The following is a 24422-nucleotide window of genomic DNA, read 5'->3' as shown; positions in this document are numbered from 1 at the left end:
GCGGAAGGGGCAGATTTTGATGGATAAAACGAATGACGAGTACGTCCGACAATACCCCAGGCAGCGTCCCCAGAGCACTTTTTAACCTGCACGGCATCAATAACCGTGAAAAATTCGCCGTCTGGCGCGAAAGCATTGCGTGTATTTTTGAGGTTGAGGCGGAAAAATCCGTCCAAAACGACAATTTTCACGCCGAAGTCGATGCACATATGTTCGGGCCGTTGATGTTGGCGCGGACGCATACGATTTCTCAACGCTGGGACCGCTCTCCCTTTCTCATCGGCCGCGACGGTATGGATCACTATATGATCCAACTTTATGAAAGCGGCAATATGGCCTGGGAACATGGTGGTCAGCACCACATTTTCCCCGTTGACGGCCTATTGGTTTTCGACCTCGCCCAGGGCATCGACCTTCAAACGACAGAATTTACGAATCTGTCTCTGATCATTCCCCGCGACTTGATGGAAGACCAGTTAAAGTATCCGGACGATCAGCATTTGCGCATACTTTCCGGGCGCCAGCCCTTGGTCAAGATGCTTCGGGACTTTATGTTGTCGCTGAAACGCAACGCGCCCGAAATGACGTTCGTCCAGGCCCAAGAGCTCTCGCCAGCGACCATCGGTCTTGTTGCAGCCTGCATCAACAGCTCCGTTTCTGATCACCCGGATCAACGCGCAGGCACCCAGATGGCCCAGCTCACCATTTTGCGGCGCTTGATCGAAGATAACTTATCGAATGTTGAGCTTTCCGTGGGCTGGCTCGCGCGAAGAGCGGGCATGTCGCGCACCAAGCTCTACGAATTATTTGAAAGCTTTGGCGGCGTTGCAAACTATGTTCGCGACCGGCGTATGCGCAAAGCGTTATTGATTTTGACCGACGAAGGCATGCGCCACCGCCCTCTTTTGGATGTCGCCATGGACGTCGGTTACGCCAACGACACGTCTTTCGGCCGGGCCTTTCGGGCGCGTTTTGGATTGTCACCCGGAGACGTGCGTGGCACACGCCCAGAAAGTTTCCTGAGCACCGCGCCGGAAGACGGTATCGATCGGCGCTACGAAAACTGGCTACACCACTTATCTCTGTAAAAGCTTATTTTGCCCGGTAAACGGTGTAGACAGAATTCGTTGCGGAATCGCGCGTGACGATCCATGGACGCCCATCCGGGGCGACGGAAACCCAAAACGGGTCCTGTCCGGACGGCAGCGAAACTTCGTCAAAGCTTTCGTTGCTGTCGTTCCATTTCAACAAACGGGTGTAGCCAAATTCAACCACGTACATGGAACCATCGCTGGAGAACCCAATGGAATCGATGGTTTGCCCAGCCGAAGGTTTCTTTTCAAATTTCGAACCGGTATAGGCATAGAGGTTGTAGCTGTCATTGATGTCATAGGTCCATGGATAGCCATCTGGCCTGACCGCCAAATCACCGCCTTTGATGTCGTCCGCGTTGTCGTACTTGGCGAACTTGTCTTTATCAGCGTTGTATTCATGCACGACGCCGTTCGGGTCTACACCGACGACAACATTGTCAGCATTAATGCCGATCATACGAATGTTTTCACCTGTTTCGACTTTGCTTGCTGGAATTTGTTTCCAGTCATTCGCCCCTTCTGGGCGCCACAACTCACCGTCCAAATAAGACAGCCACGGCCGACCGTCTGGGTCCAAGGCCATGCGGCGAATGCGCTTCGTGTCCTTGCGGGGTAGGTCCGATGTCGACATTTCTTTGAACTTGTTGGAGCCGGTATCGTATTCCAAAATCGTCAGATAGTTGTTAGAGGAATCACGGGTCAGGACAAAGGCTGAATTGTTGGTGCCCACAAAAATGATGAAAGGTTCGTGTGAACCGGAAATGTTGATTTCTTCCCAAGCTAGATTCTTTTTGAAGGTAAATGTCGATGCCGCCGTCGTCGTAGACGTTGCTGCGGAACTGCGCGCCGTCGCAGCTTCAATCGCTTCTGCTTTCAATGCAATTGATTGATCTTTGCTTTCGTCGCGCTTGAAGAACGCACTGGCGTAGACTTTTTTGTCCATGTCGATCATCCACGGCATGTCACCCGGGCCAATCGCCAGATCACGAACTTTTTTGCGCACCAATGTCCAGCTTTTACGATTGGGATCAAACTGATGAAGTTCGTTCTTATCGTTGGTTTTGAGCACCAAGCCAGATTTGGTCACAAAGATGTCTTCGGCTTCACCCCGGATGCGACGGCAAGCCGTTCCTTTGCAGTGGTAAATGGTGCGATCCTTGCGCACAAGCCATGCTCCGCCTTGATGATCGAAGGTCATGCGAAATGCTGAAAGGCCTTTCCGTTCGCGAAAACGATTTGAGCGTTTGTCGAAGGCAAAGACCGCTTCATCTTGATCCGTGGCAAACACGGTGCCATCCGGAGCCAGGGCCACATCAATGGCGTTGGTGACTTTTGTCGCTTTCCACTGTTTGCCGTCAAAGCGACTGACCACGCCGTTGTTGGTGACGGCCCACAATTTATTTTTTTCATCGACAATGAGGCCTTTAGCCGTGCCGGGAAAAGATTCAAACTGTTTCGTGCTGTTGCTCCAATAGAAGATATTACCGCCGGTTTCATAGGCAAACACCCGCCCATCAGCGCCAACAGACAAACCTGCTGCCGTTCCCGAGACCAGTGTGTACTTTGGTTTCAGCAACGCTTGAGGTTTTTCAATTTCGGCTTTTTGGGGCTTGTCCGCCTTTTTCTTTGGCGTCTTCGTTTCCTCATCAACCTTTTTGGCCTTGGTCGCTTTCTTCTCTGCCTTGGCAACCTTTTTCACATCCACAACAGGGATGTCATCCGACTCCACGGCCTTCGGTGTCGCAAAAATGTCGGCGTGAAAGATCAGACGATTGCTGTCTGAATGCCAGATATTGCCGCCCGTCCCAGCGGCAATCGCGCGCACTTCGGTGGCATGTTCAACCCGCGTCCAAGTCCCAGAAGAAATATCAAGACGTTCAATCAGTCCATCACCCATCAACGATAAAACACTTTGACGATCAGAAGAGACAACCACATCTATGACATTGTTTTTTGCCACGGTGTAGGATCTGTTTTCCAGCCGATAAAGCGTTTTATTATCCGCAACCACCCAGTACGTTGCAGGTGATTGGATATCAAGACGCATCACACGTTGCCCTTTGGGAGAGGGCATAATGGAAAACCATTGTGAGCTGGACACATCCCATGCCCACAACTGACCATCCACGCCTGCAGCAATTAACGACCCGTTTTGATCCTGCGCTAAATCAACGGCCTTCAGGTTGCCGAGCTGCTTCCACTGGCTGCCTCTGTTGAGGTAAACGCCTCGATCACTGGATTGAATGCCGATTGCACGGCCGTCTTCGTTGCCCACGACCCGGACAAAAGTCCCGCCGCGAACGGACATCCAACGCTGACGACCTTTGGTCGTTAAGCGCTTCACGCCTCGCTTTTCATCAATGGAAAAAACAGTCCCGTCGAGCCCAACGGCCAAATCAATGGCCTCACCTTTGATCTTCGCCCAATTGGTTTCGGCTGCTTGAACAAAGGGTGCCGAAAAAAGACAGGTGGCCAGTATCAATCCTACCGAAAGAAAAGCCCGTTTGAAGGTCAATTTTGTTCTCCCCAGAAACACCACGACGGTTCAGAGTTTGTGATCAGTAGTAAAGATACTCCAGTACGCTGAACAGACGCTGAATGTGACCTTTCTTTCCACGCCAACTTTCCATGGGGAAATCGCCTTCGCGGAACTCACGATACAGGTCGTTGCCTTGCATGTGCTTGAAAATACTGTCCACATTCGGGCGGGGCTGGAACCAATCGCGAAATTCATAAGAAAGCCGTTCGATGGTGCGCTCATTTTCTGTAAACTTTGAAATGGTTTTTTCAAACTCTTCCGGTGACTGATCAACCGGCAAACTGCGGCGCGGCGTGATCAAGATCAGAACAGATTTGTTGAAATCGCGTGTGGTCTGTTTTGAAAACAGATACTGAACAATGGGAATGTCTTGTAAGAACGGAACACCGTCACGGTCATTTTCACGTTCACGCTCGCTCAAACCACCCAAGATGAGGGTTTGACCGAACTTCATAGATACAGCAGCGTTCACGTTTGTTTTTGTGGTGTCCAAGCGGTAGGTAAAGCTGACAGAGCTGCTGGGCTGGGTCAAAAAGGTGCGCTCGGCTTCGACGTCCAAACGGACATAACCGTCATCCAAAATTTCCGGCGTGATCCCGAGCTTCACACCGATTTCTTTGTCAACGGAAACGCTATCGCCTTCACCCGATGAAACGGCAGCCGCAGCCACTTGCATGCCGGAAAAGAACTCAGACGTTTCGCCGGACATGGCCACCAAGGTCGGACGTGCCAAGATTTCGTTGCGACCATCTTGGGCGTTGGCGATGTTCAAGGAGTACGTCACCGACGGAATGCTGATGGAGCGCGTGATCGCACGAGTGTAATCGGTGTTGGTGGTGTCGATGTAATCGCTTTTCTTGAAGTAATCATAACCGATGGCCGCTGTACCCGACAGTGGGTCGCCAAATTGAACTTTCAAGCCGGACAGCAAGTTCACACCTTTGGATGTGCTGTTGTCGTCTTCCGTGCGAATGATCACGACATCAACGGCAACCATAGCGTTTTGCAGTTCGTTCTCTTCGCTTTCCACCTCTTGAGCAGCAGGGCTTGTAAAGCTGTCCCCACCAAATCCGCCAAACGGTGAGCTTTCGACAGGCGAAGCCGGGGACGGTGATGGGGCGGGCGGTTCAGCCGGTTCATCGAAGGAGAACTGCGCCAGCTTTAGGTTCTTGCGGTTTTGTGCGCGCTGGTGAAAGTCGGTCCATTCTTGCATACGGCGTTTGATAAACTTCGCGCGACGCTCATCCCCACCCTTGTCGAGGTACGTGTCCAGATAAACCGTGGCCTGTGCCGGTTTGTTTTCACCAGCACTCACGATGGCATAGACCTCGGCCATGCGGCCCAACTCTTCTTCGCTGAGGTCCAGCTGGGACAGTTGGCGCAACGCACTTGACGCGGTTTCGATATCGCGTGCGTAATACGATGCTTCCGCCAAATGGTAGAGGGTGTCTGGGTTGGTACGGTTCAACAACAATGCACGGGCAAATGAGTCTTGTGCTTGGCCGAAGTTCTTCATGTCCTTAAACAACAGACCTTCATAAAACGGCACCATCCAATTGGTCGGCCCGAACTGTTCGGCCAACTTATAGCCGGTCTGGGCCAATTCGAACATTTCCGCACGGCCATTCAACGCTTGTAAGTGATACGTCAGCGCATTCAAGAACTGCAGGTGCGAGTTCCGAATGTCCATTTTTACGGCCAGATTGAAGTTGTACTGGGCGTCTTCCAGATCGCCGTCTTCCAACGCCTCAAGTCCCTTGAGGGCGTGTTTGCGCGGCTCGGTGTTGACGGTGCGCATGTCGACCATGGACGCGAAACTGGCTTGCGACACTTCCGACGTCTTGCCCGGAGCCTCCATTGCCGCAAACAAATCGGTGGTCTGGCACGACGACAACATCGTCGCCATCAAAAAAGCGCCCGCGATTTTAACCGGCAGAGCGCAGCCTAACATGTTTGAATTTTTCGTCATTTTATGCCCATTTTCCCTCAACAGATGTCGACAGCACTCGGTCAACGCTCGTCAGCGATTAAACACCTGTTAACTCTCCCTCTTTGTAGCCAATTATCACATTATTCGCAACCGACGTTTCGTTCATTTTTTTCAACAATTTATCTACCCGTCGAAAAATTATATCACTAATTATCAACCACTTAGTACCTAATCATGATATCGTTCGCGAGCGCTGAAAAGCGCGAGCACGGATCGGCTTCTGCATCACCCATTTCTTTAATCGGATGGCCATACGCACGGACACATTCTTGACGGTGAGGGTTGTATAGTTGCCCATCGCGCAACTGCCACTTCTGGTTGGGATGGCCAGAGCAACTCGTCAGACCCAACCGAAGGTCTTGGTCATAAAACCCCATACAGTTGCGGGAATGATCACGAATTTCGCCATCCGCTGTGAGAATGAAAGTCTGTTGGAACGAATAGTCGCAACGACGAAAGTCCACGCGCTCATAGTTTGGGTCTTCTGCGCGGGCTTGTGCACGGGTGATACACAGTTCCAGGGGGATTGAGCTGGACGTCTGTGTTTTGATCTCCAACATGCGTGCCTGTGAACCATACTCACTGAGCCGCCAGTTGATGAATTTTATGCGCTCGCGCACATCGACGACCTTGGCGGAGCGATACTGACAGCGATCAACCTCGGCCCACATTCCGGGTTTGATGGGCGCGCCCGCCGCACGTAGACATTGCCCCTTGTTGGGATTGTAGAGCTGATTGTCGTTGATGGTCCAATGCATGTCCGGGTGGCCCGTGCAATCATACAGCCAGACTTTACCTTCTTCTTGGAAGTCTAAACACCGCCCGGCGATGTCGTGAACCAAACCGTCCTCGGACATGACAAAAATTTGGCTTGGCTTGTCTTCGCATACGTTGAAGATCACCTTGTTTGCACCTCGATGGTTGGTTTCGGTGGTGGATTCGAAACACAAGTCATAGGGACGATCCCAATCTTCCGCATGTGTACGGATGCTCAGCAACGTTGCCCCGTCCCCAAATTTCTCCAGCGCCTCAAGGCCGCGCTGCGTGCGATTACCCAAGCTGACAATTTGCGTATTCATCAAACGCTCGCGCTCAGCCACTTCTGCGGCTTGGCGTGCTTCACGTTGATTGAGGATTTGGTTGGAGATCGAGGCAGAAACAACATCACTGTCCAAGTCCACACCATTTGTGTTTGCCGCGTTCTGGAATGCAGCATCCAGTTGGGCACGTTGTTTCATGTACTCCTGCTCAACACCGTCCAAAATGAAGTGTGGAATAACCCCAACTTGCCGCGCGGAATCCAAAAACGGTTTAATCGCCAGACCAAATGCAAAGGTCGTCATTTGACGCAGATTGAAATCCGGGTCCGTCATCGAAAGAGCCATACGTTCTTTGTAGGACGTGCCTAAGCTACGATAGGCCAGCTCAACGATCACAGGCTCACCACCGATGGCTTCGCGCAACGACCCACGGACCTTGCTGGTTTCCAGCGCAAAGATGTCCGGCGTTTGCAATTTGGCGATCTCATCTTTCACAAGAGAATTAAAAGCTGTCGCACCTTTGGCAGCCAGTTTCGCTGTATCCAACGCGACAAGCGCCACATCGCGTGCAGCCATAGGTCCCGTGACACGCGGGTCCATATCAATCGGTAAGAAATCGTGCCCTTGCTTGATGGCCTCGAGAACCTTGTCAGCCGTTTCTTTGGCAACTTCGAGAGCGGCAAGTTCCGTTCCATAACCGGTGATTTTCGCCAGCGGGCCCGCAGCACATATGCCACTGCCAATCACATCGAAAATGGGACCGATCCACTTTTGACAGTTGTTCTCGATATATGACTTTTCCTGTCCGATCCACGAATGCAGGCTGTTGATCCGGTTTTGCAGTGTCCGGACCTCCGCCTGTGCATCGCTCAACTTCTTTGTGGAATCACGCCGTTCGGTGCGCACCTGATTGCGCATGGCCTCGATGGTGTCGTTAAGCTTGTTGACCTCGTTTAGTGCATGTGTGAGATCTTCTTCCGCTTTACGATTTAAGTGGTTGAGGCTGTCGAAAATTTTCTGTACTTCACTGACACCCGTCGTGCGGATCCATTCACCCGGATCGGAACTCAATTCGCTGCTGATGCGGAAATCTGCGTTCGCCAGATCGTTTAAGTCCGTCAGGCTTTCGGTTCCGGCAAAAGCGTTAAAGTCAAACTGCAACAAGTCCCCAAAGTTTTGTTCGGAACGAATGGTGGTGAGCGTCGGTTTGATTTTGATGTCCACGTCGCTGGTCGAACCAAATAAACGTGCTTTGGATTTGAACTCAAGTTTCGGTTCTTCCGTCAAGCTGGCCACGGCATGAAATTTCGAATCCGTCAGAGCCACGGGACCAAACTCATGATCTGCGATTTCGGTGCGCAAATTCAATCCGTCTTTAAGTGTGATGCGGTTTTCCGTTTCACCAAGCTTGTGGACATGGCCTTGCATATGCAGTTCGGCCTCACCGGCAACGACGGCTCCGACGGTATCCAAGGTTTCACCACGTCCTGGAATGACCGCCCCGGGCGTGGCAAAGAACAGTTCCACATCCCGGTATACCATGTATGGGAATGGCAGTTTGTCGATCTGCAGCAGGCTACGTAACGACGTGTCATTTTGCGCAATTTCTTTGCGCATGAACAAGGCAATGTCGCGTTGGGGGGGCGGCAAGATTTCGACCAGCCCATGCGCCATCGGGCCCGTCAACACGCCCTTAAACATGGAATCCGCCATATCAAGATAGTTGAAGATGCTGACCTGATTGGCTTGAAACGCGATACCCAATTTCTTCGGTAGCGGTATGGAGCTGGTGAAGTTGATGTTCACCAAGAAGTCGCCCTTCAATTCAATACTGTCGCGCCCGCCCTGAGTTCGGAAATAAGAGTTACCGCCAACACCGAACTCGATAGAACCTTCGGTATCCACACCCATAACGATGGCGGGATCTTCAATGGAAATGTTTTCGTTGATGCCAAACGGCTTGTCCCAACGCCCATCCATGAAAGCTGCGACTTTGACCGAACCTGCGACAGAAACAATATCGACATTGCCCATGACTTCACCGCGCATGCGCAGTTCGTTGATGTTTTGCGGGTTGCCGACTTCCGGCACGGACACCGTCATTTCACCACCGACACCGGCTTGGAACACACCACCTGCCGACAGTTTTGCGCGCAAGAAGAAGTCTGCGCCGACTTTGTCAAAATTGACGACTTTGGCCAGAGGTTGGTTCTTGGGCAAACTAAAGCCCGGCATGTTGGCTTTGAGCACCAAGTCCGGCAAGCTACCAAACAAATTTTCAACCGCGCCCACCAGCCGTAACGGCCCATCCACCTGTTCGAACACACCAATGTCATCCACCAACAATCCGCGCAGAGGTTGAGGGATATTGTCTGGTGTTAATGTGGCGATCATGCCTACACCGTTATAGATGGGAGCCTTTTCCTTGGGGCTTGCAACCAAGTCGGTCAACAAAGCTTGTGCCGGTTTTGGCAGCTCCGATATCATAACTTTTTCCAATGTCTTGGAGCTTAAGAACAAGGCTGTTTTTGGGAAATTGATGGAATTGAACGGGAACGGTGCCGCCGGCAAAAGCTTGCCCACTGAAAGGCCATCGCTTTTGAGCAAGACTGTAAATGCTCCCTTATGCTCCATCAGTACGGCTTGACCTTTAAGGCCCAAGCGTTGCCATTCGATGGTGCCGGTACTGGCATGGAGGCCGACCCGCAAGTCTGACAGTTTTAATTCATTAACGCCTGGAATCTTGTCAATCCCTGGCAAGCGCGTAATCGGGACTTCGCCTTTAAAGCCGACGTTAAAATCTTTGATGCCTTTTTTCGTAATCACCAAATCATTTTCGGTGTTGAACTTTTGACCGCCCAGTTCCGTGGTTGAGGTCAAAGCAAACTTGACGGTCTTGTTTTTCCCCAAGGTGGCTTTAAAGCCGATATTTTCCATGTTGATGAACGGAATGCCCATGGGCTTATCCCAGCTGATATTGGATTGCCCGCTGATGGCCCAACCGTTCTCTACGCTTTCGATACGCCCTGTGAGGGGTATGCTCTTTCCAGGTAGTTTCAATTCAGCATTGCTGAAAAGTACCGGAGCGCGGTCTTGCGTTATCGCAATGGCATTTTGGCCAAGCTTCAACACCGGGTCTAGCCCCGGAAGTTTGGGAGACGGCAAAGACAGCCGGAAATCTTGACCTTTGATCAAGGCATCTGCTTTTTCTTTTAAGAGCCTTTCGCGTCCAGCCGAAGATGTATGATCCGCAACAACAAACATCGGGGATAACGAGCCCCACATTTGGTGTTTACCCAAACTGATGCCCAACGGCTTAACAAAACCGGCCAAACGATTGTTTTCGCCGATGTAGTTGCCGAAATACGACAGGCCTGACGGGACACTAAAATGCGTCGAATCGCCAAATGAGCTTTTCAACGTACCGCGCAGTTGTTCGGGCAGCGTGTTCACATCAATATTTTTGGCGTCCGTTCCTTCAAGCGCAATCATAAAGACAAAGTTGCGCACGACACCGGCAGCCAACACTGTTTTGTCAAAGCCAGGGAACAGTTCGCTCAGATCGATTTCATGCGGCATCAAAGCCAATACGGACTTTGTTGCACCTGCTGGCTTAAACACCGTTGCGTCTGTCAAACGCCCCAAAAATTTAACTTGGCCGGTGACATAATTGCGGCCCTGCTCGTGTAGGTAAAACGGCATATCGCCAAGACTTGGTAAATCTGACGACCGAACACCCATCACTTTTGCCAGTGGTGCGCTATCTTTACTGAACGTAAATGCAACAGCGCTTTCACACCCTGTTATCTTCAGGCGAACACCATCATTCTTTGCATCCCCATCTAGCCCAACGCATTGGCGTGTTTTGGGGTTATAGAGCTGCCCGTCTAAATGTCGGAACACTTTTCCGGCGTGGCCGTCACATCCTGCCATCCAAAGGATGCCTGCGCGTTGAATATCCAAACAGGCATCATGCGCTTCAATGTTACCGTTCTCATTGTGATAAAACGCCTTGGTGTTGGCGTCTTCGCAATCAATCACCGTGAGCAGATGTGAATTGTTTTCGTTTTTTTCACGCCCGACAACGACACATCGTCCGCTATCCGAAACTTCCAGACGGCCCAGGCGTTTGTCTTTAGGATTTGGCCGCAACGGTTGAAATGTTTGCCCGCCAGGTGCTTTTTGATGTGGCTTGGCTGCGGCGAGCTTGATGGGCGCGCGATCACTAAAGTCACCGAGCGCGACCCCCGGGGCCTTGGCACAATCCCCCATGATCACTTTTGCATCCCGCGCGCCGGGTGTGCCCTTGGGCATCAAGCACGAATCATACCCTGGAAGATAGAACTTCCCATCTTTGAGTTCGAAAATTTTCCCTTTGTGAAACCCACAATTGTGTAGCCAAAAAATATTGTTGGCCTGAACATCAAGACACAACCCCTGGGCAGTGATTTGTTTAACGTTATTGTAGGCAAAAACATGCGTGTCAGGGTCTTGGCAAGACGCAAAGACGACTTCTTTGGATTTATGGCGGTTTTCTTTTTTGCCCATTTTCAGGCAATACCCGCTCTCACCAATATGAATCTGTAACTTTCCTAAATCCGCAGCAAAAGCATGGTTCACACTGCTAAATAAAAGCAGCGTAAAACCCATAATAAATGCAGCCTACTTCGGCTGCAGCTTTCCCTGCGTGTAAACCCTAAAGCCCATATATCACGTTCCCGGTATGCAAATTTACACAGAAAATGCAGCAAATGATTCCGCAAAACTATACAATCTGTCCATAATTTTTTATCGTTGAGGGTGCCAGATAGGTTCATAAGGGCTTTAAAAGGTTAAACAATGTCGCACGACGAACCCAATGGACACGCGTCCGCATCCTATTTTTCCGTAGACGAATTACCGCAAAACGACCGCTTTGAAATCTGGGAAGCGAGCATGGGCTGCATGTTTGACATTGACGTCACACCAGAATTGCGTGCGAATTTTCGCGCCAGTGTTCAATCCCATATTGTTGGTGATTTGATGATGTCACATACCCAAACCACGGCACATACGTTTAACCGCCAATCCTATCAATTGGCGAAAAATGGCCTAACACACTATCTTGTGCAATGGTTCGAAAAAGGCACGATTCATTTTGAAAATGGCCAAGATAGCCATCAGTTGCAGTCAGGTGAAATCCTGATTTGCGACCTTGCACGACCGACCTATTGCCATACAACGAACTTTGCGGATTACACCATGGTCGTACCGCGCAACATGATCGAAGACGCTCTAGATGATCCCGATGATCACCACATGCGGATTTTGCCGGCCTCATCCCCGCTTTCGACGATCATACGTCAATGTATTGTGGCCCCACTTTCAAAAAATGGCTCGATGACGCCAAAGATCGGGCAGGACATCTCCAAAATATTTATCGACACCCTCACACGCCATCTCAATACAGTTGCAACACACCCGCAAGATGAAAGCCTTCACCACCACCTTGGAAAACGCCGTGCTATCCAATCTTACATTGAACTCAACCTGCATGATTCGCGTCTGAGCCCGACAACAATTGCGAAAGAGTTTGGAATGTCACGCTCGAAGCTCTATCAGATGTTTGAACATACAGAAGGGATTGCAAACATCATTCGCCAAAAACGTCTAGAAAAATCTTTGGCCATGATCCTTCAGCCAAGCGACCACAAACCATCCATCTACGACATCGCATGGGACTGTGGTTTCTCCAATGATGTATCTTTTATCCGGGCATTCCGCCAACACTTTCACATTCCACCAGGTTACCTGCGCAACAGGATTGCCGAAACGAACTCCCCGTGGTCAAAAGCTGGGGCAGAGAATGGCGAAGGTTTTGACCAATGGATACTTAGGCTGCAATCCCAAGGTCCAAATCAACTTTAATGCTTTAAACCAATATACTTTGAGGACCGTTACAGTTTTGGGGACATGTTCGTGACGCGGCTCCAATTTCACTCAAAAAACTGACTGTGGTTTAAAGCCCTGCACGCCTCAACCGCCAGTCATAGCCATGGCGATTGCATCTTCAATTTTGCCTTCTTTACACAGCTTTACGGCCGATTCTGGCGGGGTCCCGCCCGACATTTGCGCAATGGTCTCAAGACACATGTTGATCTCGTCTTGAGAAACTTTCGTTTGTGCAAACGAAGCCGTGGTCCACAAGACCATGGGCACTGCGACAGTGGCGATAAGTAAGCGTTTCATTTTAAGGTTCTCCAATTCAAGCGTTCAGCTTTAATATTTGATTTCCATAGGCCTTACGACAGCAGAATCGGTATTGCAACGGTAATGTGTTTCCGCATCTGCACCATTTCTAATCGTGCTGCCGTATGCCCGAACGCAAGCACCTGTGTCGTTATTTTTGAGGTACGAACCTTCAAGTTTCCAGATCTGCGCAGGATGGCTCGTACAGGTGTACATCCACAGTGAATCATTTTCTTGGATATCAAGGCAGTATTCACCTTGATCGCGAATTCTTCCCTCCGGATCGATGATGTAAGCTTGATTTTCTTTGAAGTTACACTCCGTGAAAATCACTTTGTAAGCCTTCCTGTGGTTCCGCTCCGTTGTTGTTTCCATGCAGAGCTGTTGAGGAATTTCCTTGTCATTGGTTTGGGTCCGAATTTCAAGGAGTTTTGCGCTACGGCCATATTTACTTTGCCGTTTTTTCACTTCAGCCAGGCGCTTGCGGACATCAACTGCGTCAGCGGAACGGTCCGTACACTTATCGATTTCGGCTTGTGTGCCTTCTTTAATGGGCGCGCCAATGCCACGCAAGCATCTCCGTGTATGAGGATTGTATAGCTTATGATCCCCTGAAATTTCCCAACGCATGCCTGGGTGGCCTGTACAAGTGTACATCCACACTTCGTCACGTTCTTGCATATCCAGACAGCGCCCGGTGATGTCATGAACTTCACCGCTGCGGTCCATAACAAAAATTTGGCTGGGCTTATCTGCACATTCTGTAAAGATGACTTTCGAAGCGCCGCGATGGTTCTTATCATCCGTTGATTCCAGGCACATATCTCGAGGTGCGGACTTATCCTCGGAATGCGAACGCAGACTCAACAATCTAGCACCCTCACCAAATTCTTCGAGAATTCCTGACGCGTACTTGTTGCGATACCCAATGATATTGGTGCGCATCTTAACCATGCGTGCGGAAGCTTCCTTTTCGCTTTGCAAGCGAGCTTGACGCACAGTGTCAATGGCACTGGATATGGAGCCCCCCTCCTCCAACGAGGCCACTTGGATGTCTCCGGTCTTTTGAATAACCTTCAATGCCTCTTTTTCGGATTGAGCTTTGCGGTTCATGTAAAGCTGCTCCAGCTCGTTGAGCATGAAGTGCGGAACCAATCCGCCCTTGCGGGCATCATCCAAGATCGGCTTGATGACCAGTCCCAATGCAAACGTCGACATTTGTTCAGCATTGTATTTGTGGTCATACATGGACAACGCCATCCGTTCGCTATAACGATCGCCAAAACTACGATAGCTCAGCTCGATCAGGACCGGATCGCCATCCAATGCATCTTGCAGGGAACCGCGAATACGACTTTTTTCCAGAGCAAAAATATCCGGGTTCTTCAAATTCAATAGCTGCTTTTCCAAAAGCTGATTGAAAACCGAAGCCCCTTTGTTGGCCAACTTGGCACCATCCAAAGCAACCATGGCAACATCCCGTGCGGCAATTGGCCCGGACACCCGTGGATCAAGATCAATGGGCAGGAAGTCAGTCCCTCGCTTGATGGCTTCCAAAACACCGTTCGCTGATTCCATGGCCACGTATAACGGACCTTGTTCAGCCCGGAACGCGGCAATTTTTGCGATGGGATCGATGTTACGCACGTGGCAAGCACTTCGCTTGACCAGGTCAGCCCAATCTTTGCAAATTCCAAAAGCACAAATGCGGATCGTTTGATTGCACGATTGTATGTTTCGCTCTTCGCTCTGAATCCAGCGATTGAGGTTGTTGATCCTATTCATAAGAGAACGCACGTCGCGTTGCGCATCAGCCAACTTATCGGTGGCGGAACGACGTTCATTGCGGACTTGGTTGCGCATGGCTTCCACGGTTTTATCAAGCTTAGACACTTCCCGTTTAGCCGCATCTAAATCCGAAGCCACCTTGCTGTTGAGGCCGTTCAGTCCCGCAAAGAGACGCTTAACCTCTTTTTGGCCCTGATTGTGAATCCATTTTCCCGGGTCAGCACTCAACTCGCTGGCCAAACGGAATTTTGCCGCTTTGAAAATGTCTTCCAAGCTTTGCGGTTTGTCCAGGCGAGCATATGCGTTGAGGTTGTATTGCAAGATGTCCCCAAAGTCTTGGCGCGACTTGATCGTCGTCACCAATGGGGTGATTTTTCCGTCGAACTCGCTGTGCGCACCAAAGAGCTTGGCCTTAAAGTAAGCTTCAACCTTTGGCATTTCCGTGAGATTTGCGACGGCGTGATATTTCGAATCAGACAGCTTAATTGGGCCAAGCTCGAACCCAGCCAATTCCGTATGAAGTTTAAAGCCATCCCGCAGGGTCAGCCGATTATCCGTTTCACCAATTCTGTGACGTTTACCTTTGAACAGAACCTCAGCCTTGCCCGCGATGACTGCCCCCATGGTGTTGAGCGTATCTTCACGGCCCGGGATGTAAGCCCCCGGCGTTGCAAACATAAGTTCCATATCTTTGTAGACCAAGAACGGCATTGGAATTTTATCAAGTTTCAGTGCCGTATAGAGAGAGCCTTGGTTTTTCTTCAATTCCGCCTGAAGAATTTCGGCCACTTTACGTTCTGCTGGCGGCAACCCCTTGATCACCGTTTTTGCCATGGGGCCCGTTAGGGTGCCTCTGAACAAAGAGTCAGCAATTTCCATATAACCGATGAGGCTCAGTTCGTTAGCCTCAAAAACCACACCAAGCTTTTTGGGGATGGGATAACTGCTGGAGAAATTGATGTTAACCAGGAAGTCGCCTTTTAGATCGACAGGCTTCTTACCCCCTTGGGTCATAAACGTCGTGTTGCCGCCGACACCAAACTCGACGGAACCTTCCGTGTCATACCCAATGACAAATGCTGGATCTTCAATAGAAAGATTGTCATTCAAACCAAATGGCTTGTTCCACTTACCATCCATGATCCCCGCAACTTTTATAGATCCAGCCACGGATACAGCATCTAAGCTCCCGATCACTTCACCGCGCATCTTCAGCTTGTCAGATTTTTTGGGATCACCCAGCTCTGGGACAGTGATGGTCATATCACCGCCCACACCTGCCATCATGATGCCCGTGTACATCTGAACTTTGATGAAGAAATCGGTGCCGACTTTGTCAAAACTCACGACCTTATCCAGCGGGGTTCCTTTCGGAAACTTAAATGCTGGCAGGGCTGCCTTCACCACCATGTTTGGAGGAGATTTACCCAACAAACCCTCAATGCCGCCAATGACCATCAGGGGACCGTCAACATAGTTGAAGACTCCCAAACGGTCTTTGAGAACCCCTCTGAGAGGGTTGGGGATGTGCTCAGGCGTAAGCGCCCCCATGATCCCAAAGCCTTCAATCAACGGTGCCCCAGCATCAGGCCCACCTGCAATATCTGAGAGCATATCTTGCGCAACTTTCGGCAATGCCCCCACCTTTAAAGCTTGTGGAGCATCTTTGTTGCTGATGAACAAGGCAGCATGTGGAAATTTAATGCTGCGAAAGGGCTCTGGTACCTTTGGCATAAGTTTGCCGATGCTCAGATCTTCGCCTCGCACCACCACAGAGGTCACAGACTGACCGCCCACCTTGTTCTTCATAATGACGGCGCGGGTTTTCATTTTGAACCGATCCCAGGCCACCTCACCATATATGGCACGCTTGCCCACCACCAAATTCTGAAACACCAATTCTTTGGCGCCAGGGATATCTTTGAGAAGAGGTATTTTCCCCGCCGGAAGTGTTCCGCTGGTCTTAAACTCAATATCGGTGACACCCTTAGAAGTCAGCGCCATGGGATGCTTGTCGCCCAATGGCAAGCCCAGCATATCGCCCGAAGATACAAGCGACAGCTCTGCTTTGCGGTCTCTTCCAGACCCTTTAACTTCACCCTCAAAGCCAACGGCCTTGAGGTTCACCATCCGCAAGCCCAAGGCACCTTTCCATGTTTCTTGCGATTGTCCGCTCAAACGCCATACATCATTGTCGAGAAATTCGATGCTCGTCGGCATTGCGAATTTTTTGCCCAATGCAGTCAGTGTGGCATAGGTTTGCAAACGGGCTGGTCGATCATAGGTAAACGCCAAGGCAGCTTCTTTAAATGCCAAGGCTTTTTCCGTTTCTTTAATGGCGAATTTATTCAACGCGATGCGAAAATCTTGGCCGCCAATCAACTTATCAGATTTGGTTTTGAAAAGCTGAGCCGCAGCGTCTTCGTTGCGGTGATCCGCCACAACAAAGAGCGGGGACAACATTCCCCACATTTGATGTGACTTCTGACGCACACCTAAGCGCGATAAGAGCTTAGTAAGGTCGTTGTTCCCGTTTTCAAAGCTTCCAAAATAAGATAGTCCGGGAGATATGGAAAATTTACGGGTGTTGCCCATAGACGCTTTCAAGCGCTCTTTTAAGAGTTCCGGAAGGCGATCAATCGCAACGTTGTTTGCATCCGTTCCTTTTAAGGCAACAAACAAGACGAGATCATCCGTTTTTGATTTCGCAAACGCCGTCTTATCATAATCGACAATCAAATCTTGCAACCCAAGACTGTTGGGCATGAGTGCTAGAATGTTTCGTTTGGCCCCTTGCGGACGGAAGACCACCGCATCCGTCAAGTGACCAAGGAAACGCACCTGACCAGCGTGATAATCTTTTCCCTTTTGCGAGACAAAGAAAGGCATGGCCCCGAGGCTAGGCAATTCCTTGGCTTTGACGTTCATCACTTTGGCCAAAGCTTCGGCCTCAGTCCCCATGATCATCTCAGGCGCTTTTGCACATGACCCAAGCTTAATGCCGACATTCTTCTGTGTCGCCTTGCCGTCAGGCTGGACGCATTTGTTGTACGCCTTGGCCATCAACTTCCCATCTTGGAAGGTGAAAACTTTCCCTTCATGATCAGAACAGTCATACATCCACAGCACGTCGTTTGCTTGCGGGTCGAGACATTTGCGCTCGGCCAAGAGCATGTTGTTTCTGTAGAAACCGAAAAGTTGGGTGGAAGGGTCTTTGCAGTCTCCCAATGTGACCTTGAGCGCACCCAATTTGTTGCGCTCCGTCCCGAGCGCCAGACAGCGCCCCGTTCCAGCGATAGCGATCTGAGCACGTTGGTCGGCTGGGATTTCTGGGCCTAAGTTGGACAACGCTATGGGCTCCAGCCCCAAGAACATATCGGCAGCTTTATCACAGGGGCCAACCACCAATCGGGTTGCCTTGAGCGCTGGGTCACCATTGGGCGTCAGACAAGTTTTTGTGTAGGGGTTGTAAAGTTTGTTGTCTTTCGGCTCAAAAACTTTGCCTTCATGGAGATCGCAGTTGTGCAACCACACAATATTTTCAGCTTGTGGATCGACGCATTTCCCGCCGATAGAAATTTGTTTTTGATTGTTAAAGACAAAGCCCTTTGTTTTGGGGTCTTTGCAATCGACAAACAACAGCTCTTTAGATTTATGTCGGTTGGTCTTCGACCCGACTTTGACACAGTATTCAGACCCCAAAAGCCGAAGTTGAAGTTTCTCTTCAGCTGCCTCAGCCGGGCTACCATCACTTAACCCAACAAAACAAATTGTAAGGGTTGCCGCCATAAACTGCGTAACGAAACCATGCCAACTGCGATATTTTTTCAAGGTACCCCCCCCCCAATATTTCTGCCCGGAAACTTGGGAATCAGTATAGGTCCTTAAGTGTCCAGAAATTTGACTGAAAGTATCAAATCCATTGACCACATACGACTTAAGGATAATATATAGTATACAAGCACCACATCAGGTGGCGTTCTTCCTTAATGCTCTACCATACTGACACATAAATATCTGGGGCTGGTCATAAGGGCTGTTGCATGAGCAAAGAACACAGTAAGACTGTGGAGAAATCTTTCTTTTCCACGCGTGATGCCCCCGAAAAAAACCAACCCCAGGTCTGGCGTGACGCCATCTCCACATTGTTTGATGTGGAACTCGATGCCACAAACACGGAGGATGGGTTTGATGCATCGCTAACCAGTTACCTGCTGGACGAACAGATTGTGTTCACGCGATGTGACTCAATGGCCCAGAAGTTTTTGCGCGGCTCACTGCGGGTGGCTCAGGACGGTTTGGATTATTATTTGATTCAAACTCACCTCTCAGGAACTCAAAATATTTGCCGTGGAAATACGCTCACCATAGCGGAACCCGGCGATTTGCTGGTCATGGATCTTGCTGATCACCATTTGGCGGAAACTTCAGACTTCACCAATCTGACATATATTGTGCCGCGCCATATGTTAGCTCCCCTTCTCAACTCTCCAGACACTCAACAAGGTCGAGTTCTGAAAGCTGGGTCCCCATTGGTGACTTTGGCTGTTGAGTACATGAAAACAATGAATAGGGTGGCCAATACGATTTCCAGTGAAGATGCAGCTATGACCATATCTTCCACTCTGTCACTTTTGGCCTCCGCCCTCAATGGCAGCCCCGACACGGTAAAGGACGGCATTTCAAACTTGTCGCACTCCACCCTCATGCGTGCGAAACTGGAAATTGAAAATAACCTTCAAGATGCAGATCTAACCATAACGACTTTGTGCGCAAAACTTGGCCTGTCCAGAGCAACCCTTTTTCGCCTTTTCAAACCTTATGGCGGGGTGAAAGCTTACATTCAAGACCGTCGCCTAAAACGGTGTGCTAAGGATCTTATATCGCCAAGCTTAAACGAGCGCCGCATCTTTGAAATCGCTTACAGTTGGGGCTTTGCCAGCGAGGCACATTTTTCTCGGGCTTTTAAATCCAAATTTGGCATGACACCTGGCGAAGCAAGAGAAGCCCCAAACCATATAAAATCGGACAATACAATCCTCAAAGAGAGCGACACAATTGATCCACATTTCACATGTGGGTCAAAGAAACACTGAAAGTCTGATTTGAACCATTGATCAGGCTGGAAATGTCCAGTAGTGGCTAATTTTCACCGGTTCTCCGGGCGTGTATATTCTTCGGCTGCTGAGTACATAGTAAAAGTCAGAATTCCGCTTTCGCCAAAACAGATACACTAATCCCGCGCATTCGTTTCGTACCAGCCTGGTACAAAACCCCATAAAATGGCCTCAAATGGATGAAAAAACCGCAGTTTTCCGTGGTGAAATGTGAGGAAAAGTGCGGGAATACAGGCCCTTGGTAAGGGTGAGGTCGACAGTTCAATTCTGTCCGGCGGCACCATCTCCCCAAAATCATGAAGTTATGCCTATGTTGCGACAGTGGGTCACCGAAAGGGACACACCGTGCGAAATCCTGCATACATTTCTCGTGCAAGTCTGATGTGAAGCCGAGCTGGCGGAATCCGGTCGCAGCCGTACCATGTTTTGTCTTGGCGAGTCTGCGCTCCTAGCAAGAAAATTCCACTCAAACGAATTTTTCTGGACTTTTAAACCCCTTTAGAACACACACGCAAGGCCTCACATGCCCCACAGAACCGTTATAATTGTCGCTTTCCAGACATTCTAATGTGGTCATTTTATATCGATTTATCAATTCATTATAGACTTTTATCCACAGCGATCACAAAACCGTTATCAAAAAATTTGGAATATCTGTTGACGGTTGTATTAGATTTCTCTAAATAAGTTACAGCTAATAAATCAAACGGCCTTAAAGAGCCTGAACAAATAACAAACTCCCAAATGGAACTACCAAACTCGGTGCATGAGTGGTCAGCACCAATCATGAAACGCAAAACACATTGCAAGTTTTAGTAAGGAACTACGTTATGAAAAACATCAAAACCATCGCATTTGCAGCTGCTATCGGTATTGCAGCTCTGTCCGCTACCTCCGCTCAAGCTTTCTGGGGCTGGAACAACGGCAACGGCAACGGCTACAACAACGGCAACGGCTGGGGCAACGGCTTCGGTAACGGCGACGGCTCTTTTGACTTCTCCATGTCCGGTCGCGGCAACGGCAACGGCTACGGAAACGGCGCTGGCAACAACGGCTGGAACAACGGCTGGAACGGTTACAACGGTTATGCTCCGTATGGCTACGCTCCGTATGGCTACGGCGCTCCTGGCGCTCCGGCTGCTCCGGCTGCTAACGGCGCTGCTCAAGCTCCGGCTGGTTACGCTCCGTACCCGTACGCACCGTACGCTCCGCAGTTCCAAGCACCTGCTGCTCCGGCTGCGAAATAATAAGACGTTTATGACACCGGGGCATACTTTGCCCCGGTGTTGTCTTATACTAGGGCTTGTTCGGGGCTCTCGCCTATCTGACTTGCCCGAGCGACTTGAACCAGCCGACTCACCGTCGGCTTTTTGCGTTTAATCGCTTCATATAAGGGGGAACGCGTTCGATGGAAAAACCGACACTGACCGATATCAAAGGCGTGGGCAAAGCTGCCGCTGAGCGCTTGTCTAACGCCGGACTGAAAACCATCGACGACGTCGCCAACGCCGACCCGGCGAAACTGGCCACCATTGAAGGCTTTAGCGGAGACCGCGCCACGGGCGTCATAGCCGCAGCCAAAGAACTCAACGGTGAAGACGCCCTCCCCATTTCTGTAGAACCGGAGGTTACCCAAATGGCCAACGACGATAAAAAAACGGAAGACAAAGCTGAAGTGAAGGCAGAAGCCAAACCGGCAGCAAAGAAAGCTGCGCCGAAGAAAGCTGCAGCGAAAAAAGCTGCGGCGAAAAAAGCGGCACCAAAAAAGGCTGCGGCGAAAAAAGCGGCTCCGAAAGCAGAAGCTGCTAAGCCCAAAGCCGAAAGCAAACCGGCTGCGAGTGCGGCGCCCGCTGCGGCTGCAACCGCCACGGTTGTTGCGAAAAAAGCTGAACCTACTAAAGCTGAAGCGAAGAAGCCTGAGCCGAAAAAAGCTGAAGCCAAACCGGCTCAACCCGCTCCTGCTCCTGCTCCTGCTCCTGCTCCGGCTCCGGCTCCGGCAGCCACCGCACCGAAACGCCCCTTCTACAAAGAGCCCGGCATGATTGCTGCTGGCGTTATCTTGGCATTTGCCGCTTACGGCTTTGCCAGCCAACCTGACGTGATGGAAAGCTTGGGCCTTGAAGAAGACAGCCTAAGCATGTCCTCCATGACTGCGGCCTTGGGTTTCGGTGACGACAGCTTGATTGAAACCGGTGACGTTGCAACGGATGAAGCTGACGCTGAAACGGCGACGGCTGGTGATGAAGCGGCTCCGGCGGCTCAAGCCGACGCATCTGCCGCAACCCAATCCACGGCTCCGACGGCACAAGCTCCCGCCACGGCGCAAGGCATGCACCCGGGAATGTCTCAGGGCATGGCCCAAGGCATGCAACCCGGCATGATGCCTGGTATGCAACGGGGTATGCACCCGGGCATGGGTAAAGGTCCGCACATGGGTCCGATGACGGGCGCACCGCTGCAAGCCGCTGCCAACGATGAAGACGGCAAAGCCGGTGGCCAAGTGACCCCTGCTGGTGTTCCGCTGGCACCCTATGGTCCCTACAACAGCTCAACGCTCACGGGCAACAACTATGGCTACGGCAACGGTGCGGGTTCGGGCAACATGGACGGTGCCTTCAACATGCGCATGTCCGGTCGTTCAAACACCAACGCCAACGCTTACGGCTATGGCAACAACGTGAACCGCTACAATGGTTACAACGCCTATGGCCCTTACGGATATGCACCGTATGGCTACGCGCCGTATGCTCCGGTTCCGCGCCCTGCGGCACCTGTTCAAAAATAATCGAGACTGACGCGACCAACAAAACAGCGCATGCCTTACGGTGTGCGCTGTTTTTGTTTGAGGCTACCTTGCCGCGCCAAAACCACACCTGCAAGAACCACCGCCGCCCCAATGCCCTGCAGCGGCCCCAGGGCTTCGGAAAAAATCACCCAAGCCGCCAAAGCCGCGATCACCGGTTGGAACAATAAGCTCACCGATCCAAACGAAGCAGGCAGATGCGCCAAAGCATACGCGATCAGGCCTTGCCCAAAGACTTGTGCAACCAACGCCAAACCGATCAGCATGCCCCAACCGTTGAACGTCACCGGTAGCCAAACTTCGCCGGACAGCGCCGTCAGAACCCCTAAAAATCCGGCACAAAAGAGCGTGCTCCAATACATAATCACCCGCGTCGCCATGCGCGCGCGCAAGCGTCCCACAGCTAGAATATAGCTCGCATAAAACACCGCCGTGATGACGCCTAAGATATCACCAAAAAACGTTTGTTCTGAAAGCTCCAGGCTCTCACTCATCAACGTCACGGCCCCCAACAAAGCCAACACCATGCCACCCACAAACAACTTTGAAACGCGGTCTTTGAACAACACAAAGCCAAACAGTGTGACAAAGATCGGGGCTAAGTTCGCCAACAAGGTCGAATTCGCCACGCTGGTGTAGTGGATGGAAAAGTGCCAAACCGACATATCGCCCGCGAAGAAAAAACCAGCCAAGGCCAAACGGGTGTATTCAGGCTTGGTGAGCTTAGGCGCGTCATCGGTTTTCTCCCCCCACTTGAGCCATAACCACAATGCGGGCATAGCCAAAAGCATGCGGTGAAAGGCCGTCGCCGTGGGGCCCAATTCCGACAGGCGGACAAAAATCGGGGCAAACGCAATGCACGCCGCACCAACCATCAACAGCACGAAGGCCAGCCGTTCGGTTTTGAGATTCTCTGCGCGTTGCGTCATTTCACATCTGCCATCGGAGAAAAGAAGGGACTATACTTATAGGATGGAAACACAAAACACGACCCGTTCTGTTGACATACCCGCCCCGAACTCTGGCGATAGCTTCCTTGCACCCGACGATCCCGCACCTTTTGAGGTCTACAATCCAGGCGGACATGCGCCATTGGTGATCGTCTCTGACCACGCCAGCCGCCGGGTGCCGACTAAACTTGGGGGTCTGGGTTTAACGAGCGAGCACTTCGAAAAGCACATCGCCTATGACATCGGCGCGGACATGATCACGCGCTGCTTGGCGGATCGTTTGGATGCGCGTGCCGTTTTGGCGGGGTATTCGCGCTTGGTGATCGATTTAAACCGCCAGCCGGGCGATCCGGGATCCATCCCCGAAGTCAGCGACAGCATTGTTATTCCAGCCAATCAAAACCTCAGCCGCACAGATGCCGAGGCCCGTATCCACGCCCTGCACGCGCCCTATCACGCCGCCATCAACGCAGAGATCGCCGCCGTGTGGAAGCGCGACGGTCGCCCGCCTGCACTGTTTTCCATCCACAGCTTCACCCCGTCCATGAACGGCGAAGACCGGATTTGGGACATCGGTGTGTTGTGGAACCGGGACGAACGCATGCCTTTGCCGTTGATCAAACATCTCAGCGCCTGGGACGGCCTCACTGTGGGAGACAACCAGCCCTATTCCGGCAAAGAGATTGCCTACACCATCGACACCCATGGCACATCCGGCGGCTTAGCCAACTGTGCGGTGGAAATTCGCCAAGACCATTGCGCAACGCCGGAAGAAGCGTCCCACTGGGCCGACATCTTGGCCGACGCCCTGCGCCATATTTTGTCACAAGACGGCCTGCACGAAGTGATACACATGTAACAACGCCAAGGGGA

12 protein-coding genes are annotated in these 24422 nt (G+C 51.1%); 6 read left to right on the top strand and 6 right to left on the bottom strand.

Going from position 1 to position 24422, the window contains the following annotated elements; all coding sequences use genetic code 11:
* The first annotated feature begins 32 nt into the window (after positions 1–32).
* Positions 33–1088, top strand: coding sequence for a helix-turn-helix domain-containing protein (locus V5T82_RS13540; protein ID WP_332896189.1), 1056 nt, complete (start codon positions 33–35; stop codon positions 1086–1088).
* Between the two features lie 4 nt (positions 1089–1092).
* On the opposite strand, the gene V5T82_RS13535 is transcribed toward V5T82_RS13540, so the two are convergent.
* The 3 genes from V5T82_RS13535 to V5T82_RS13525 form a co-directional block, all read right to left on the bottom strand.
* The gene (locus tag V5T82_RS13535) at positions 1093–3609 is read right to left on the bottom strand and encodes a hypothetical protein (RefSeq protein WP_332896188.1); all 2517 of its coding nucleotides are present in this window, start codon (positions 3607–3609) and stop codon (positions 1093–1095) included.
* A 43-nt stretch (positions 3610–3652) separates the two neighbouring features.
* Positions 3653–5602 (bottom strand): secretin GspD/PilQ domain-containing protein, encoded by a 1950-nt coding sequence (locus V5T82_RS13530; RefSeq protein ID WP_332896187.1) that lies wholly within the window; start codon positions 5600–5602, stop codon positions 3653–3655.
* A 182-nt stretch (positions 5603–5784) separates the two neighbouring features.
* Positions 5785–10977 (bottom strand): ricin-type beta-trefoil lectin domain protein, encoded by a 5193-nt coding sequence (locus tag V5T82_RS13525; protein WP_332896186.1) that lies wholly within the window; start codon positions 10975–10977, stop codon positions 5785–5787.
* A 525-nt stretch (positions 10978–11502) separates the two neighbouring features.
* Here V5T82_RS13525 and V5T82_RS13520 point away from each other — a divergent pair.
* Complete coding sequence (locus tag V5T82_RS13520; protein ID WP_332896185.1) at positions 11503–12570, top strand: helix-turn-helix domain-containing protein; 1068 nt, start codon at positions 11503–11505, stop codon at positions 12568–12570.
* A 108-nt stretch (positions 12571–12678) separates the two neighbouring features.
* Here the strand turns inward: V5T82_RS13520 and V5T82_RS13515 are convergent, their stop codons facing one another.
* Both V5T82_RS13515 and V5T82_RS13510 read right to left on the bottom strand, forming a co-directional pair.
* Positions 12679–12891 (bottom strand): SH3 domain-containing protein, encoded by a 213-nt coding sequence (locus V5T82_RS13515; protein WP_332896184.1) that lies wholly within the window; start codon positions 12889–12891, stop codon positions 12679–12681.
* 30 nt (positions 12892–12921) lie between these two features.
* Entirely contained in the window at positions 12922–18510 is a 5589-nt protein-coding gene (locus V5T82_RS13510) for an RICIN domain-containing protein (protein ID WP_332896183.1), read from the bottom strand.
* 212 nt (positions 18511–18722) lie between these two features.
* On the opposite strand from V5T82_RS13510, the gene V5T82_RS13505 reads away from it, so the two are divergent.
* The 3 genes from V5T82_RS13505 (at position 18723) to V5T82_RS13495 (ending at position 22581) form a co-directional block, all read left to right on the top strand.
* Entirely contained in the window at positions 18723–19775 is a 1053-nt protein-coding gene (locus tag V5T82_RS13505; protein WP_332896182.1) for a helix-turn-helix domain-containing protein, read from the top strand.
* Positions 19776–20626: 851 nt separating this feature from the next.
* Complete coding sequence (locus tag V5T82_RS13500; protein WP_332896181.1) at positions 20627–21043, top strand: sulfur globule family protein; 417 nt, start codon at positions 20627–20629, stop codon at positions 21041–21043.
* A gap of 161 nt (positions 21044–21204) precedes the next feature.
* Positions 21205–22581 (top strand): helix-hairpin-helix domain-containing protein, encoded by a 1377-nt coding sequence (locus tag V5T82_RS13495; protein ID WP_332896180.1) that lies wholly within the window; start codon positions 21205–21207, stop codon positions 22579–22581.
* Positions 22582–22616: 35 nt separating this feature from the next.
* On the opposite strand, the gene V5T82_RS13490 is transcribed toward V5T82_RS13495, so the two are convergent.
* Entirely contained in the window at positions 22617–23528 is a 912-nt protein-coding gene (locus tag V5T82_RS13490) for a DMT family transporter (RefSeq protein ID WP_332896179.1), read from the bottom strand.
* Positions 23529–23571: 43 nt separating this feature from the next.
* Here V5T82_RS13490 and V5T82_RS13485 point away from each other — a divergent pair, with 43 nt between their 5' ends.
* Positions 23572–24408 carry an N-formylglutamate amidohydrolase gene (locus V5T82_RS13485; RefSeq protein ID WP_332896178.1) on the top strand — a complete coding sequence of 279 codons (837 nt, stop codon included), beginning with the start codon at positions 23572–23574 and terminating at the stop codon, positions 24406–24408.
* Positions 24409–24422 lie beyond the last annotated feature (14 nt).

This window comes from Magnetovibrio sp. PR-2, assembly GCF_036689815.1.
In the GTDB taxonomy this organism is placed as follows: Bacteria; Pseudomonadota; Alphaproteobacteria; order Rhodospirillales; family Magnetovibrionaceae; genus Magnetovibrio.
The sequence above is the reverse complement of the archived record's forward strand: the minus strand, read 5'-3'. Positions and strand labels throughout refer to the sequence as shown.